Source organism: Pseudomonas sp. MF09150, assembly GCF_059862355.1.
The window spans coordinates 105,040-120,368 of the sequence record NZ_JCBCUS010000008.1; the positions used below are offsets into that span (position 1 = coordinate 105,040).

At 62.6% G+C, this 15,329-nt stretch carries 13 protein-coding genes; 9 read left to right on the forward strand and 4 right to left on the reverse strand.

What is annotated here, in order from left to right; all coding sequences use genetic code 11:
* Positions 1-46: 46 nt before the first annotated feature.
* From AC19YX_RS26390 to AC19YX_RS26405, 4 genes are all read left to right on the forward strand, one after another.
* Positions 47-430, forward strand: a complete 384-nt coding sequence (locus AC19YX_RS26390; RefSeq protein ID WP_201131611.1) for a MazG-like family protein — start codon at positions 47-49, stop codon at positions 428-430.
* Positions 431-454: 24 nt separating this feature from the next.
* A complete protein-coding gene (locus AC19YX_RS26395) occupies positions 455-2,329 on the forward strand; it encodes a DNA/RNA helicase domain-containing protein (RefSeq protein ID WP_500607376.1) in 1,875 nt (624 codons plus the stop codon).
* Between the two features lie 441 nt (positions 2,330-2,770).
* Complete coding sequence (locus tag AC19YX_RS26400) at positions 2,771-3,154, forward strand: DUF6124 family protein (protein WP_500607377.1); 384 nt, start codon at positions 2,771-2,773, stop codon at positions 3,152-3,154.
* Positions 3,155-3,477: 323 nt separating this feature from the next.
* Positions 3,478-4,251, forward strand: coding sequence for an HNH endonuclease (locus AC19YX_RS26405; RefSeq protein ID WP_500607378.1), 774 nt, complete (start codon positions 3,478-3,480; stop codon positions 4,249-4,251).
* A gap of 159 nt (positions 4,252-4,410) precedes the next feature.
* Here AC19YX_RS26405 and AC19YX_RS26410 read toward each other — a convergent pair whose 3' ends face one another.
* Positions 4,411-5,232, reverse strand: coding sequence for an outer membrane protein OmpK (locus AC19YX_RS26410; protein WP_500607379.1), 822 nt, complete (start codon positions 5,230-5,232; stop codon positions 4,411-4,413).
* Positions 5,233-5,907: 675 nt separating this feature from the next.
* Here AC19YX_RS26410 and AC19YX_RS26415 point away from each other — a divergent pair.
* The 5 genes from AC19YX_RS26415 (at position 5,908) to AC19YX_RS26435 (ending at position 11,218) form a co-directional block, all read left to right on the forward strand.
* Positions 5,908-6,930 (forward strand): ABC transporter substrate-binding protein, encoded by a 1,023-nt coding sequence (locus tag AC19YX_RS26415; protein WP_500607380.1) that lies wholly within the window; start codon positions 5,908-5,910, stop codon positions 6,928-6,930.
* Between the two features lie 77 nt (positions 6,931-7,007).
* Complete coding sequence (locus AC19YX_RS26420; protein WP_500607381.1) at positions 7,008-8,033, forward strand: aromatic ring-hydroxylating dioxygenase subunit alpha; 1,026 nt, start codon at positions 7,008-7,010, stop codon at positions 8,031-8,033.
* Positions 8,034-8,090: 57 nt separating this feature from the next.
* Positions 8,091-8,933 (forward strand): ABC transporter ATP-binding protein, encoded by an 843-nt coding sequence (locus AC19YX_RS26425; protein WP_500607382.1) that lies wholly within the window; start codon positions 8,091-8,093, stop codon positions 8,931-8,933.
* Between the two features lie 97 nt (positions 8,934-9,030).
* Positions 9,031-9,759 (forward strand): ABC transporter permease, encoded by a 729-nt coding sequence (locus tag AC19YX_RS26430; protein ID WP_178102904.1) that lies wholly within the window; start codon positions 9,031-9,033, stop codon positions 9,757-9,759.
* A gap of 40 nt (positions 9,760-9,799) precedes the next feature.
* Complete coding sequence (locus AC19YX_RS26435; protein WP_500607383.1) at positions 9,800-11,218, forward strand: amidohydrolase family protein; 1,419 nt, start codon at positions 9,800-9,802, stop codon at positions 11,216-11,218.
* A gap of 121 nt (positions 11,219-11,339) precedes the next feature.
* On the opposite strand, the gene AC19YX_RS26440 is transcribed toward AC19YX_RS26435, so the two are convergent.
* The 3 genes from AC19YX_RS26440 to AC19YX_RS26450 are packed head-to-tail and all read right to left on the reverse strand — an operon-like array spanning position 11,340 to position 15,308.
* Positions 11,340-13,373: an LTA synthase family protein gene (locus AC19YX_RS26440; RefSeq protein WP_500607384.1), complete on the reverse strand. Its 2,034-nt coding sequence runs from the start codon at positions 13,371-13,373 to the stop codon at positions 11,340-11,342.
* Between the two features lie 16 nt (positions 13,374-13,389).
* Positions 13,390-14,013 carry a hypothetical protein gene (locus AC19YX_RS26445; protein WP_078468524.1) on the reverse strand — a complete coding sequence of 208 codons (624 nt, stop codon included), beginning with the start codon at positions 14,011-14,013 and terminating at the stop codon, positions 13,390-13,392.
* Positions 14,013-15,308 (reverse strand): sialidase family protein, encoded by a 1,296-nt coding sequence (locus tag AC19YX_RS26450; protein WP_500607385.1) that lies wholly within the window; start codon positions 15,306-15,308, stop codon positions 14,013-14,015. Before AC19YX_RS26450 ends, AC19YX_RS26445 begins: the two co-directional genes overlap by 1 nt.
* Positions 15,309-15,329: the final 21 nt, after the last annotated feature.

Sequence of the window (15,329 nt, forward strand, 5' to 3'; positions counted from 1 at the left end):
CACAGCTCTCCTTCACACCAGCTGTGGTCAATCAAGAGGCGAGATTGTGAGCACCGCTGTTGACTCCCCTGCCCCACTGCTCGACATCAGCCGCCTGGCGGACGCACTCCAACGCTTTGCCGACGATCGCGATTGGCAGCAGTTTCACTCGCCCAAGAACCTGCTGCTGGCCCTCACTGGGGAGACCGGGGAGCTGTGCGAGATCTTTCAGTGGATGAGCGAAGCCGATGCCAAGGATGCGGCCAAGCGCCCCGAGACGGCCCAGGCGGTCAGGGACGAACTGGCGGATGTGCTGATGTACCTGGTGCGTTTGAGCAGTGTGCTGGGGGTTGATCTCAATGACGCCGTGACCAGCAAGCTCGCGCTCAACGGCCAGAAGTACCCGGTCGATAAAGCCAAAAGCACCAGTAAGAAGTACGACCAACTCTGACGCCCTGGGCTCTAAGGATTTTTCGTGATCGTTTACGCTGCGACTAAACAGCAATTTCTCAAAGACAACGATAACGACGACATTGAGGATGTGATCCTCAGGCACTTCAAGGAAGCCACCGGCAAGACGGTGGGGGCATCGGAGATCAGGTCCTGGCAAGGTTCGCTGACGTATATGGCCAAGGTCCTCAGGGATGAGGATTTACCTGACAATGCCGGGCTGGCGATTGAGTTGCACATCCCTCAGTCGTCGAAGCGCATCGACTTTTTGCTGACGGGCCACGATGAGTATCAGGCCAAAAGTGCGGTGCTGATCGAGCTCAAGCAGTGGAACAAGGCTACCGCCACCCGCAAAGATGCGATTGTCAGAACCGCAATGGGGGGCGGTATGGTCGAGACCATTCACCCGTCATATCAGGTCTGGTCATATGCCGCGTTGCTGGAGGGTTTCAATGAAGCGGTCTACGACAAGAGCATTGAGGTTCGTCCCTGCGCTTACCTGCATAACTACGTCAGTGATGGCGTGATCGATTCGGCGCACTACAAGGAATACATCAACAAAGCGCCGCTGTTCCTCAAAGGCCCCAATGAGCTGGCGAAGCTCAGAAACTTCCTGAAGAAACACATCTCTTACGGCGACAATCTGGAGGTGCTCTACGAGCTCTCCAACGGCAAGATTCGTCCGTCCAAAGCCCTGGCCGAAGCGCTGGGCGGGCTGATGGCTGGCAAGCCTGAGTTCGTTTTGATTGACGATCAAAAAGCGGTGTTTGAATCGGTACTCGCTGCGGTCACCGAAGCCTCAGTCGAGGCACCCAAGGTCCTGATTATTGAAGGCGGGCCGGGTACGGGCAAAACCGTGGTTGCGATTAACTTGCTGGTGAGACTCACCGCCTTGCGCCTGTTGAGCAAGTACGTCTCGAAAAATGCGGCGCCACGCAAGGTGTACGAAAGCAAGTTGGTGGGTACCATTAAACGCAGCCACTTCTCGAACTTCTTTTCCGGTTCGGGCGCCTTTATTGATACTGAACCCAATACCTATGAGGCGCTGATCGTTGACGAGGCTCACCGACTGAATGAGAAAAGCGGCCTTTACGGAAACCTTGGGGAGAACCAGATCAAGGAACTGATCGACTCCGCCAAATGCTCGATCTTCTTTATCGATGAAGATCAGCGCGTGACCTTGAGCGACATTGGCAGCAAAAAAGCCATTCGCGCCTTTGCCAAAGCCAAAGGTGCGACCGTGGAGGAATACACCTTGTCGTCCCAGTTCCGCTGCAGCGGTTCGGATGGTTACCTAGCGTGGCTGGACGACGTACTGGATATTCGCGACACCGCCAACCCGCTGCTGGATACCGGCGAGTACGAGTTCAAGGTGTTTGACTCTGCACAGGCCATGCACGAGGCCATCGAAGAGAAAAATCACGGTAACAAGGCGCGAGTCGTTGCTGGTTACTGCTGGCCGTGGCTCAGCAAGAAAGCCTCCCAGGCCTCCGACATCGTGATCGGCAATGACTACGCACGCCAATGGAACCTGGATCAGGACGGCAGCTTGTGGATCATCGCCCCGAACTCCGTGGAGCAGGTCGGCTGTATCCATACCTGCCAGGGCCTGGAGGTGGATTACATCGGGGTGATCATTGGCCCGGATCTCATCGTGCGCGATGGGCAAGTGGTGACCTCGCCCCATGCTCGGGACAAGCACGACAAGTCGATTCGTGGCTGGAAGAAGTTGATGAAGGAAAAGCCAGACCTGGCGCAACAGGAGACCGACCTGATCATCAAGAACACCTATCGAACGTTGATGACCCGTGGCATGAAGGGCTGCTACCTGTACTGCACCGATCCAGAGACGGCGCAGTATTTTTCCAGTCGGCTTGCGATTGAAACGGCGAGTGTGTAGCTGCCCTACAAGCACATTTCCGGTTGCGGCAACGGTGATTTCAATGCCGCAATCACGGGTGTGCTGACAAGGAAAAGGAGAGCCTTACGTTACATCCCGAAACCCAAAACCCACCCTCATTCCCCACCCAACGTAAGGCGCTTCGCTTTCCATTGAGCGACTTTTCCTAGAGAATCCAAACCGCTTGCGCCTGTGAAAATCGCTGTCTAGGCTCGGTGCGTCACTGCTTATCAGTGGCCGGGTTTAGCAGCTCGACACATCACATTGGCGCATCAACGTCACCTATCGGCAGACTTTCGTCTGCACGTTATGGCGGCTGTGCGCAGGGCACCTTCGGGTGCGCCGGGTTTCCAATGTGACCGGTCTGCTAACCTGCGTTCAGCTGCCACCCATTCGTTTAGCAGCGATACCTGGCAGCTCCACTCACGTTGGAGATGCACCATGAAAAAGCTTGTCCCCGACCCACCCCTGACCTTACCCGGGCAATTCAGAACCCCCGAACACGATCGCGACACCCAGCGTATTCGCCTGGCCCTGGCCGCGAACAACGCCGAGGCATCAATCCTCAGCTCTCTGAAAGACACCGCGCCCACTTCCATCGGCCGCGATTCGCTGTTCAACGTGCGCGCCGGTATCAGTGCCGAAGAAGCCTTGATTCATGTGTCGCTGCTGCTCGATTGCGCGGTGCAAGTCAGCGATGAAATCACCGAACGCGCCAGCGGCGTGGAACGTGGGTTGATTTGGTCGATGATCCATTCGGTGGAAATGGCCAGGGCGGTGGTGGATTCATTACTGGATGCAAACAAACCGGCGAAGCCTCTGTAACCGACTCAACACTCGATAGTTCGAAAAATAAGAAAACGGGGTAACGGCTGACTTATCCCGTTTCTTCTAGACCGCTTTCGCTGACAAGCCAGCTCCGACAGGTAAAGGTTGCTCTTAACTTCGCTGTAGCCCTTCGATATTGCTTAAGTACTTTCGATCAGTAGCGCACATCGCCGCGTGGCGAGAGCATCGCGCCCCTCCCCCTTCTACGCGCCTTTTCCTCCTCACTGCATAACTCCCAAATCCGTTAAGAAAAGAATATCCTTACGGCCCACTACGCTGTTTCTTACAGCGAATCGGGAAACCTACGGATAGCCCCCCGCATGCCCTCTGCACCTGCCAGCAACCAATCCAACCCTGCTTGGAGCCGCGACGAGCTCGTTCTGGCTCTGAACCTGTATCTGCTTCACCGCAGCGGTTTACCCGGTGTCAATCACCCGGATGTTTTGGCTTTATCACAGGCTCTCAATCTCATCGGCAATGCCACTGGCGTGAGCAAGAACCAGAGCTTTCGCAACACCAATGGTGTTTGCATGAAGCTCAATAACTTCCGGCGCTGGGACCCGAGCTATACCGGCACCGGTCGTACCGGTCTGGCGAAAGGCAATAAAGATGAAGAGTTGGTGTGGCTGGAGTTCGCTAATGATCCGGAGCGCCTCGCCGAAGTGGTGGCGGCCATCAACGCCAACGTCCAGACGACCCCAACGGCCCCCATAGACTTAAGCGTTGCGGATGATCCGGGCTTCTTCGAGGCCGAGGAAGGCAAGGTCCTGACTCGCGTGCACCGCGTTCGGGAACGAGACAAAAAAATCGTCAAACGCAAAAAGGACGACGTTCTCAAGCAAAACGGGGTGCTTCAGTGCGAGGCCTGCGGTTTCAACTTCAGTAAAACCTATGGTCCTGAGGTCGAAGGGGTGATTGACGTTCACCACACCAAGCCTCTGCATACGCTGCAACCTGGCGACAAAACCAAACTCACTGACCTGGCGTTGTTGTGTGCCAATTGTCATCGCGTGGTGCATTCACAGCGCAAGTGGCTGAGTGTGGAAGAAGTCAAAGCACGCTACGAAGCTCATTTAAAACCAAGCACCCTCTGACATTTACAGCAGCCACTCACCCCCGACTCCTGCGCGTTTTAGCACTAAGAAACGGCTTGGTTTTTTCATACTGCGTCATGTGAAACACCTAGGCGCAATTCCCACGCTATGCGTGGGAATACTCTGCTACCTAAGGCTTCTCAGCCTCCGTGCATCCCCTCAAAAATGCACCTTCACCAACACACTCAACGCATTCTGATCCGTCTTGAACCCCGGGCTGTCTTCGATCCCATATTTATCCGACCAGTAATCCCACTCCAGCCCCGCGTAAAACCGTTTGGCCTTCTGCCCCAGTGCCTTGCCCACGTCGTATTTAAGCTGCGGGTTGATGTGCAAGCTTTTGGCCACGAAGTTGGAGGTGCCTTTGGTGCCAACGTCGTTGACGTACCACTCCAGGTAGCCGTCGAAGAGGATGTCGGAGCGGCCCAGGGGAAGGGTCATGGCCCAGGTGGGGTTGATTTGCCATTGGCCGGCGGCTTTGCCGGTGATGCCGTCGGGTTGGCGGTAGTAGGTGTTGAGGGAGAAGCGGTCGAAGCCCGGCAGGTCGAGGTCGACGGCGGGGCCAAGGAGGTATTTGCGGTTGCGGTTTTCGCCGCGCTCATAAGTGGCGGCGATCAGCAGGTCTTTGACGATGCCGTAGCGCAGGGGCTGGCCGCTGATTTTGCCCAGGGACAGGCGTGGGGAGAATTCGCCGTAGTAGGTGTGGCCGTCGTTGCCGGAGAGGCCGTTGGACCATTTGTTGTCGACGAACAGGAATACGTCGCCCCAGGTCCAGCCGCTGGCGTGTTCGAAGGTGATGGTTTGCTGGGTGTCGTCGCCGGTGCCGTCGACTTTGAAGTGTTGGCCGTAGAGGTAGCTCAGGCTGTTGTCGTTCCACAGCAGGGGGCTGGCTTCGGCGCCGGCGCTGGCCAGGGCGCAGAGTGGCAGCAGGCTGCGGCGCAGGCGTGAAGGTACAGGTTTGGCGGTGCGGAGTGCGTTCATGGACGGCCCTTGATAGGTGATCGGGGGATATCACCGGCAAGGCATGCCCAGGCTGCGGACTGACCCTTGTTCTGGCCCTCAGCTTGCGCTGAGGCACGACCCTGCCGGGTGCGCGGCGTGATGCCGCCAGAGCAATGCCCTGCGCTGAGGTGTCCGGTGTCGGACCCGTTCAGTGCTGACCGCTTCTACTCGACTGGGGACTTAGCAGGGGTCGTGCCAAGTGATCGAATACAATCCGAAACACCGATTCAGCACAATCCATAGACAGAATGAACACTAAACATTAGGCGTTTACGCACCAACTTGAAGCTCGCCCGCCGCTGTTCGCACTGTAGCGATTCATCCCCTCCCGCCTCACCCTACCCACCGATGGTCGAACACCCGGGCTTGAGCGGCTGCGAGCACTTGGCACAGTTCTGGCTTTGGCTCCTGGCGAGTAGAAGCGGTTAGTGCCAGCGATGGCATAGGACATTGCTCTTGCGCTCCCTGTGGGGCGTACATCCGATCGGATGCTTGAACGCGGCGCCAGCGCCCCGGGCAAGAGAGAAGTGTCAGCCGTGTGTTCACGTCGTTGCGCCCTGGCGCCCTCTCTCTTCCCACGTTCTCTCCGACCGGCCTTCGCTGGCGTGCCGCTTTGGCGCGCGGCGGTTTTCGAATCGTTGTGGAGAACACATCATGAAAACTCGCTTTGCCTTGGGTCATCCGCTTCGTTCGCTGCTGGCCACCGCGCTGTTGCCCGCGGCCCTGGTGGCGCCCTCCCTGGCCCTGGCCAATGACAAGGTGGTGCTGCTCACGTCCTGGTACGCCCAGGCGGAACAGGGTGGTTTTTACCAGGCCCTGGCCGACGGTTTGTATGCAAAAGAAGGCCTGGACGTGACCATTCGCATGGGCGGGCCGCAGGTCAACGGCATGCAGTTGCTGGTGAATAAGCAGGCGGACTTTATCGTCAATTACGACCTGCAAATCCTCAAGAGTGTGGAGCAGGGCCTGCCAGTGGTGGCGGTGGCCGCGCCCTTTCAGGGTGACCCCCAGGGTTTGCTGACCCATGCCGATGTCAGCGGCCTGGACGGGTTGCAGAACAAGCAGGTGCTGGTGTCCACCTCCGGGCAGCAGACCTGGTGGCCGTGGCTCAAGGGCAAGTATCGGTTGCAGGACAGCCAGGCCCGGCCCTACACCTTCAACCTGCAACCCTTCCTGGCGGGCGCCGACACCACCCAGCAGGCCTATGCCAGCTCGGAGTTGTTCCAGGCGCTGAAGACCGGTGAGCAGGCCAAGTTCTATCTGTTCGCCGATGCCGGTTACCCGCCCTACGGCTCGACCCTGGTCACTCGCCAGGACGTGATCGAGCAACACCCGGAGCGGGTCCAGGCGTTTGTCCGGGCGTCCATGGAGGGCTGGAAGCGCTACCTGGACAACCCCAGTGCCAACCCCTTGATCAAGGCCGACAACCCGAACATGAGCGATGAGCTGCTGGCCTGGGGCTTGTCGACCCTCAAGCAATACCGCCTGGTGACCGGGGGCGATGCCGCCACCCAGGGCATCGGGGTGATGAGCGATGCGCGCTGGCAAGCCACCCGCGATTTTATGGTGGAAGCCGGCCTGCTCGGCGCCGATGCGCCTTGGCAAAAGGCCTACACCACGCGCTTCGTCCAGGACTTGAAGGTGCTGCCCGCCGCCGAACAGGCCGCCAGCCGCTGACCACGCCCTGCCAACCGCAATAGCCCCCGAAGCCAGGCCCCAGAGCCGGCTCGACGATGACCCTGAGGACACTTGTTATGTTGGTAACCAAACAACCTGTATTGCGCCGTTTCTGGTACGCCCTGCTGCCCATGTCCGCCCTGGATGCCGGGCCACAGCCCTTTACTTTGTTGGGCGAAGCCCTAGTGCTGTGGAAGCGCCCCGACGGCACCCCGGTGGCCATGCGCGACCGCTGCTGCCACCGCACCGCCAAGCTGTCCAAGGGTTTTGTCAGCGAAGACGGCAACATCGCCTGCGGCTACCACGGTTGGGAATACGACTGCACGGGCACCTGCGTGAAGATCCCGCAAAACCCCGCCGGCATGATCCCCAAGGGCGCGGCGGTGCAGGCCTTCCATTGCCAGGAAAAATACGGCTACGCCTGGGTCGCCCTCGACGACCCGCTGCAACCGATCCCCGAATTTCCCGAGGACGGCGCCCCGGGCTACCGGCGCATCTTCCAGTTTTATGAAGAGTGGAAAACCAGCCCGCTGCGGGTCATGGAAAACTCCTTCGACAACTCGCACTTTTCCTTTGTGCACAAGGCCAACTTCGGTCTGTTCGACCAGCCGCAACCGGCGGGCTACGAGTTCCGCGAAACCGACTACGGCTTCGAGGCGGAAACCCGGGTGCCGATCCGCAACCCCGAAGAAAGCTTTCGCATCACCGGCAGCACCGAGCCCATCACCCAGCGCCACCTGATCAACCGCTATTACCTGCCCTTCTCCCGGCGTTTTGGCTGCATGTACCCGGACAGCGGCATCCACCACATCATCTACAACTGCGCCACGCCCATGGAGGACGGGCGGCTGATGCTGGTGCAATGGCTGTATCGCAATGACAGCGAGGAACAGTGCTCGACCCGGGAGCTGATCGACTGGGACGCGGCGATCACCGCCGAGGACCGGGACATTCTCGAAGCCACCGATTACGACGCCTGTGTCGACACCCGACGCCGGGTGGAGCTGCACATGCCCTCGGACAAGCCCGGGCTGGTGATTCGCCGGCAACTGCTGGGCCTGCTCGAAGCCCACGGCGAAAGCGAAGTGTTCCTCAGCCACTGACCGCGCCCCGGTGCGCCGGGGCTTTTCCAGCCGCTCATGACCTCAGGGGAGAGCGCGATGTTGATGCAGACCATTACCCGGGCCAACGCCCAGCCACAGCCCTTGCCCGCCGCCGACAGCGTCGGCGTGCAAACGCCGCTGTTCGCCAACCAGGTGGAAAAAACCTACAGCAACGGCACCCACGCCTTGAGTAGGGTCAAGCTGGCGATCCAGCGCGGCGAGTTCGTGTCGCTGCTCGGCCCGTCGGGCTGCGGCAAAAGCACCTTGCTGAAGATGTTCGCCGGCCTGGAGCAACCCTCCGCCGGCCACGTGCGCTGGTGGGGCAAGGACCGCCCGGCCACCCACACCCCGGGGCGCAGCCTGGCCATGGTGTTCCAGGAGGCCACCCTGATGCCCTGGGCCCGGGTCAGCGACAACGTGCGCCTGCCCCTGGACCTGGCCGGCATGCCAAGGGAGCAGAGCCAGCCCAAGGTCGATGCGGCCCTGGCGCTGGTGGGCCTGGGCGGCTTCAGCCAGGTGTACCCGCGGGAGTTGTCCGGGGGCATGCAGATGCGCGCCTCCATCGCCCGGGCCCTGGCCACCGAGCCCAACCTGCTGTTGATGGACGAGCCCTTCGGCGCCCTGGACGAGTTCACCCGCAACAAGCTCGACAGTGACCTGCGCCAGCTCTGGGCCAGCCGCGACCTGACCGTGGTGTTTGTCACCCACAGCATTTTCGAGGCGGTGTACCTGTCGTCGCGGGTGGTGGTGATGGGCGCACGCCCGGGGCGGGTGATCGCCGATGTAGCGATCGACGGCCCGCTGCATCGGGACGAGGCCTACCGCACCTCCCCGGCCTTTATCGAGCAGTGCGCGCACCTGTCCCGGCTGCTGGCCCAGGCCAATGGCGATCCTTGCTGAATTCCTTTCCGAGAGCCCGATCATGAGCCCATCCTTTACCCCCTGGTTGCGTCACCCCACGGTCTTGCGCATTGTCTCGCCGCTGTTGCTCGGCGCCGTGTTGCTGGGCCTGTGGCAATTGGCTTGCGTGGCCTGGCAGGTGCCGGTGTACCTGGTGCCGTCCCCGGCCGACATCGGCCGCACCCTGGTCAGCGATGGCCCGATGCTGTTTGGCGCACTGTGGATGACCCTGAAGATCACCTTCTTCTCGTTCGCCCTGGCGGTGCTGATCGGCACCCTGGCGGCCTTTGTCTTTGTGCAGAGCCGGGTGCTGGAGGCCAGCCTGTTTCCCTACGCCATTCTGTTGCAGGTCACCCCGGTGGTGGCGGTGGCGCCGCTGATCATCATCTGGTGCAGCAACACCACGGTGGCGCTGGTGATTTGCGCGACCCTGGTGGCGATCTTCCCGATCATCGCCAACACCGTGCTCGGCCTGCGCAGCGTCAACCCCGGCCTGCTCAACCTGTTCCGCCTGAACCGCGCCAGCCGCTGGCAGGTGTTGCTGCGCCTGCGCATTCCCAGTGCCCTGCCGTGTTTCTTTGCCGGGCTGCGGATTGCCAGCGGGCTGGCGCTGATCGGCGCGGTGGTGGCGGAGTTCGTCGCCGGCACCGGCGGTACCGGCGCCGGGTTGGCGTACCAGATTCTCCAGGCCGGCTTCCAACTGAATATTCCCCGGCTGTTTGCCGCCCTGGTGCTGATCGCCCTGACCGGTGTCGCGCTGTTCAGCCTGATGGCGCTGCTCGCCCGCCTGAGCCTGCGCAATTGGCACGAAAGCGAATTCGGCTAACCTTTTGAGTCCGCCGCAAGTGCGGCGCATGGAGCCTCATATGAACCTTCAACACAGCTGGCTGGTGCGCAATGCCAGCGCGATTCTCACCGGTTTGCCCGGCGCGGCCGCGCGCCATGCCGGGCCGGATATCCGCATCATCGACGGCCGCATTGCCGCCCTCGGTGCCCTGCCACCCCTGCCCGGGGAGCGTGTGCTGGACGCCCGGGATTGCGTGGTCTATCCGGCGTGGGTCAACACCCACCATCACCTGTTCCAGTCGCTGCTCAAGGGCATTCCCGCCGGCATCGACCAGAGCCTGGGGGCGTGGCTGGGGGCGGTGCCCTATCGCTACCGTGGCCTGTTCGACGAGCAGAGCTTTCGCCTGGCGGCGCGCATCGGCCTGGTGGAATTGGCGCGCTCCGGTTGCGCCACCGTCGCCGACCACCATTACCTGTACCTGCCGGGCATGCAGTTCGACAGCGCCGAGGTGCTGTTCGAGGAAGCCGAACGCCTGGGGCTGCGCTTTGTGCTGTGCCGGGGCGGGGCGACGCAGGTGCGTCAGGCGGAAGGCCGGGCGGCGGCGGGGCCGGAAACCCTCACGCAGTACCTGGACGACGTCGAGCGTCTGGTGCGGCGCTACCACGATCCCGCCGCTGATGCCTGGCGCCGGGTGGTGATGGCGCCCACCAGCCCGCCCTACTCCATGCCCCCGGAGCACCTGCGGGAAACCGCCCGGGTCGCCCGGCGCCTGGGCATTCGCTTGCACAGCCACCTCAGTGAAACCGTGGAGTATCAGAACGAGGTGCAGCAGCGCCACGGTCTGTCGCCGGTGGCGTTTTGTGCCGAGCAGGAATGGCTGGGGCCGGATGTGTGGTTCGCCCACCTGGTGAAGCTCGACGCCGAGGAGATCCAGTTGCTGGGAGCCAGCGGCACCGGCATCGCCCACTGCCCGCAAAGCAATGGCCGCCTGGGCAGCGGCATCGCCGATGTAGTGGCCATGGAAGCGGCGGGGATGCAGGTGTCGATCGGCGTCGACGGCGCGGCCTCCAACGAGGCCTGCGACATGATCAGCGAAACCCACGCCGCCTGGCTGATGCAGCGGGCCAAGGCCGGTGAACGGGCCCGCCCCCGTTATGCCGGCGGTGACGAAGAAGGCGGCGCCCACGCGGCGACAGTGGAGGACGTGGTGCGCTGGGGCACGGCGGGCGGGGCCAGGGTATTGGGCCTGGACGCGGTGGGCAGCCTGCAGGTGGGCATGGCGGCGGACCTGGCGATCTACCGCCTGGACCAGCCGCGCTACTTCGGCCTGCACGACCCGGCCATCGGCCCGGTGGTCGGCGGCGGCCGCCCGACCTTGCGCGCCTTGCTGGTGGGCGGACGGCTGACGGTGGACAACGACCAGTTGCCCGACCTCGACCTCGCCGAACTCGGCGCCCAGGCCCGCGACGCGGTACGCCGACTGCAAACCAACCTGTAGCCGCTGCCGCTAGGCTCGGGCCGCGTTCGGACGCTGGCCCTTGAGAACGCCCTCCATACACCTGACACACCACGGCGTCTGCACCGGCCAGCGCAGCCTCGTGCCTCGGCAGCGGCTACAACTAACGCACATTCCTATACAGCATCAGGCGTGCCGTTTCGTGCAGCCCCCGAGTCAGTTCCAGCAACCGCTGAAACTCTTCGGGGTGTTGCTGGGCCACGTCGTCACGTGGGGTCGGTGAGGCCAAATCATGCAGGGTCGGCTCGCTGCCGTCGTGCTGCATTTGCAACAGAAAATCCTGGGTCACACCGCCGATCACCGGGAAGGTCCCTTCCCTTAATACCAGCGGCACTACCCGCTGCCCTTCCGGCGCTGGCTGTTGAATATCCCGCCCCATGGCGCCGTTGGTGAAGGGCATGCCCGCCATGCCGGCCACGGTGGGCAGTAGATCAGCAAGGCCGACGGCTTCTTCGATCACCCGTGGCTGCAACAGCCCCGGGGCATGGATCAACAGCGGCACGTTGTTGCTCTCCAGCCCCAGCTGTTCAAAGGCCGGGGCCATGTGCGGGATCTGGCTGATGCGGGTGTTGTGGTCACCGAAGAACACAAAAATCGTGTTGTCGTAGTAGCCCCCGGCCTTGGCGATGTCCATCAGCCGGCCGATGTTGAAGTCCAGCAGGCGCACCGCGTTGTATTGCTCCAGGCTGCGGGAGCCGGCGGCTTGCACCTGCTCCAGAGTCAGCTGTTTGACCTCAAAACCGTCGTTGCTTTTGGGGATGGTGAACGGCCGGTGGTTGCCAGAGGTTTGCAGGTAGGCGAAGAACGGTTGGTCCTTGGGCACGGCGCGCAGCAGGGCATCGCTTTCCTTGAACAGGTCGAGGTCGGAGATGCCCCAGACGTCCACCAGCGGCGATTTCCAGTAGCTCTCGTCATACAGCTGCACGCCATCGATGCTCTGGCGGATCAGCGCGTTGATGTTGGCCCAGCCGGCGTTGCCGCCAATCATGTACAGGCGCTGATAGCCCTCGAACGCATTGATCAGGCTGTGCTGGCGGGTGATCAGCGGGTGGCGGGTCGCGGTCTCCTGGCGGGTGACGTCGGGCACCCCGGTGATGCTGGCCCACACGGTTTTCGCGGTGCCGGTGACCGGCACGTAGAAGTGTTTGAAGAACCAGCTCTGGCTCGCCAGCTTGTCCAGGTTGGGCGTCGGGTTCAGCGGGTTGCCGTAGGCGCCGACCGCGCTGGTGCCGAGGGATTCGAGCATGACGAAGATCACATTCGGCGGACGCTGCCCCGCTGCTCGGTAAGGCTGCACGCCCTGCTCACGACTGAAGTTCAGGCGCTGCGCATCCGGCTGCTGCACCCCCAAGTAACGGGCCACGGCCGGGTAATGCTGGCGCACCTGGGCTTCGTCGAATTGCGCCTGGCCGGCCTTGAGGGTGTCGTACAGAAACAGCACCGGGTTCAGGCCCAGGGCCGCGACCTGGCTGTTGCCGGAGAAGAACGCATCGCTCCAGCGCAGGGGTACGGGGTTTTCCAGGTTGAGCTTTTCCACCCGCCCCAGCAGCGCCAGCAACACGGCGACAACCCCCACCACGGCGGCCGAGGCCACGGCCAGGGTGCCGATGGGCCGGGCCGGGCGATCCAGGGTCAGCCGCTCCAGCTTGACCAGGGCCCATAACCACAGCCCCAGCGCGATCAGCCAAGCCAGGCTGATCCAGAGCACCGGGTAGGTTTCCCAGATCATCTGCCGCGAGATCTGCGCGTCGTCGAGGTAACGCAGCACCGTGGCGTTGATGCGCACGCCGAGGTAGGCGTAGTGGCCGAAATCGACGATGTACACCAGCCCCACCGCCCCCAGCACCAGCAGCAGATACCCCCGGGCCAGCCAACGCAGGGCCGGCACCCGCAGCAGGTTCCAGCGTGGCAGCCAGGCCAGCAGCGCCAGGGGCAGCATCAGCAGCAGGGCCAGACGCAGGTCGAAGCGCAGGCCGATGCCCAGGGTTTGCAGCAGCGGCGATTTGTCTTCGGCGGCCGCCAGGTCAATCCCGGAGAACCCCAGCACAAACACCAGCCGCAACAGCGCCAGCACCGCAAATACCAAGCCGATCGCGCCCACGCCGTAGCGCAGGCGGCGTGATTGCAACCACCCCATGTTTACCTCTGTGTTGTCAAAGCGAAGGTTTCAACTGACCTGCCCCGGCCCGCGGGCGCCGCCGCAGCCAGCGCCAGCCGGCGGCAGCCAGCAAGCCGCACCCGACCACCAGGCAGTAGCCCGCCAGCAAGGGGTCGATCAGGTAGTCCCAGTAGTTTTCCGAAGCCTTGAGCCGCAGCGCGAAAGCCAGGGTGCCCGCCCCCAGCATCCACACGCCCAGGGGGTTGCGCAGCCACAGCAGCACCAGCGCTGCCGCGCCCATGAGCACGATCATCGGTCGCGGGTTGAAGCCCCAGCGGTACGGATCGACATAGGTCAGACCGAGGGTGGCCGGGTACAGGCTCAGAGCCAGCAGCCCGAACAGCAGCACCACCTGCAGCCGCTGCCCGTACGGCAACGGCTGCACCACCCCCAGGCGCAGCAGGCTGACCCAGCCCAGCAACACCAGGGTGCTGATGGCCAGATCATCGGTAAAGCTGCGCACATAGGCGGCCAGCGACAAACCATTAATCGGTACAAAGCTCACCAGCGCCAGCACCGGCAACAGCCAGGGCCGCCAGGGCGCGGTCAGGCGCAGGCTGCCGAGCAGGACAAAACTCAGGAGGATAAAACTCAGATGGGCTTGCCACAGGGAAAACATCACAGGCGCTCCGCCAGCCAGGCCTCGTTGAAGCTGACATGTTTGATAAAAGTGTTATTCCACGAGTAGACCAGGTGGTACATGCCGTCGGCGCTGCGGCTGAAGTACGGGTATTCGTACTCGAAATCACAGCCCCGGGGCTTGCACACCCGGTAGTCGAGGTTGCTCAGGAAGCGTTGTTCCAAAGGCAGGCGCCGGGCGCCGCTGGAGGCGCGAAAGCCCTCGCCGATGATTTCCTTGTAGGCCTCGGGCGAGAACGGCTGGCCCAGGGGATCGGGAGACTGGTCCAGCTCGACCAGGCTGCGCCATTGATTGAGGTCGGCATCGGTGCCGTACAGGCTGAGCTTGAAGCGCCCATCCTGCAGGTCGTTGAGGGCCACCAGCAAGCCGTTGTCGGCGGTGCCCACGGCGGCCAGGGACGAATTGGGGTTGGACGGCTCCAGCGGATAGGGCTCGCTCCAGGTCTGCCCGGCGTCTTCGGTGCGGCTGGCCAGGACCCGATGGTGGTTGTCGCCGGCGTAACGCAGCATGGCGATGGCGCGGCGCCCGTCCTGGGGCACGATGGTCGGCTGCAGGGAATTCTTGCCCCGGCTGATGCGGAATTTGTCCACCACCTGGCCATCGCTGCTCAGGTACAGGTACTCGGCGAACTTGCCCATGAACTCGTGGTACACCGGCAGGCCGATGGAGCCGTCGGCATGGAACACCGGCGCGGCGCGGACCAGGGTGCTGATATTGAAGAACGGCGAGGTGATCAGTTGCCGTGGCGCGCTCCAGTGCTGCCCGAGGTCGTCGGAGACCATCACGTTGATCGCACTGGTGGCCCAGCCGCCCACCGACACCGAGACATAGAACATCCACAGGCGGTTATCCGGGGCCAGGGCAATCACCGGGTTGCCCAGTTTGCGAATGTAGCGCTGGGTACCGGAGCGGGTGCTTTCCCGGGTCGCCAACACCTGTTCCGCGCCCCACTCGCCGCTCTTGGCGTCAAAGCGCGCGCTGCGCACCTGGACGTCGGCGGCGCCCTCCCGGGAGCCGGCAAACCACACGGCCATCAGGTCGCCACCGGGCAAAGCGGTGACCGAGGACGAGTGCACGAAGTCATTCAGTTCCGAAGACACGAAGCGGCTGTTGTATTGCGGGCGGGCCTCGGCCGCCGTGGCGACGGTCGCGGGGCCGGCCTCGGCAAACGGCGCCAGCTCATGGGGCGGATGGCTGCGCCAGGCGGCAAGGAACCCCCCCAGCAGAAGCAGGCCACAGCCGATAGACATCAGGCGATCAGGAAGCACACGCATAAGGAGCCCGTTGCAGATGCA

What these genes read in the sequence shown, in the direction of transcription:
- AC19YX_RS26400 (WP_500607377.1), top strand. Translation starts at nt 2,771, where the DNA reads ATGAAAAAGCTTGTCCCCGACCCACCCCTGACCTTACCCGGGCAATTC.
- AC19YX_RS26405 (WP_500607378.1), top strand. Translation starts at nt 3,478, where the DNA reads ATGCCCTCTGCACCTGCCAGCAACCAATCCAACCCTGCTTGGAGCCGC.
- AC19YX_RS26410 (WP_500607379.1), bottom strand. Translation starts at nt 5,232, where the DNA reads ATGAACGCACTCCGCACCGCCAAACCTGTACCTTCACGCCTGCGCCGC.
- AC19YX_RS26415 (WP_500607380.1), top strand. Translation starts at nt 5,908, where the DNA reads ATGAAAACTCGCTTTGCCTTGGGTCATCCGCTTCGTTCGCTGCTGGCC.
- AC19YX_RS26420 (WP_500607381.1), top strand. Translation starts at nt 7,008, where the DNA reads ATGTTGGTAACCAAACAACCTGTATTGCGCCGTTTCTGGTACGCCCTG.
- AC19YX_RS26425 (WP_500607382.1), top strand. Translation starts at nt 8,091, where the DNA reads ATGTTGATGCAGACCATTACCCGGGCCAACGCCCAGCCACAGCCCTTG.
- AC19YX_RS26435 (WP_500607383.1), top strand. Translation starts at nt 9,800, where the DNA reads ATGAACCTTCAACACAGCTGGCTGGTGCGCAATGCCAGCGCGATTCTC.
- AC19YX_RS26440 (WP_500607384.1), bottom strand. Translation starts at nt 13,373, where the DNA reads ATGGGGTGGTTGCAATCACGCCGCCTGCGCTACGGCGTGGGCGCGATC.
- AC19YX_RS26445 (WP_078468524.1), bottom strand. Translation starts at nt 14,013, where the DNA reads ATGTTTTCCCTGTGGCAAGCCCATCTGAGTTTTATCCTCCTGAGTTTT.
- AC19YX_RS26450 (WP_500607385.1), bottom strand. Translation starts at nt 15,308, where the DNA reads ATGCGTGTGCTTCCTGATCGCCTGATGTCTATCGGCTGTGGCCTGCTT.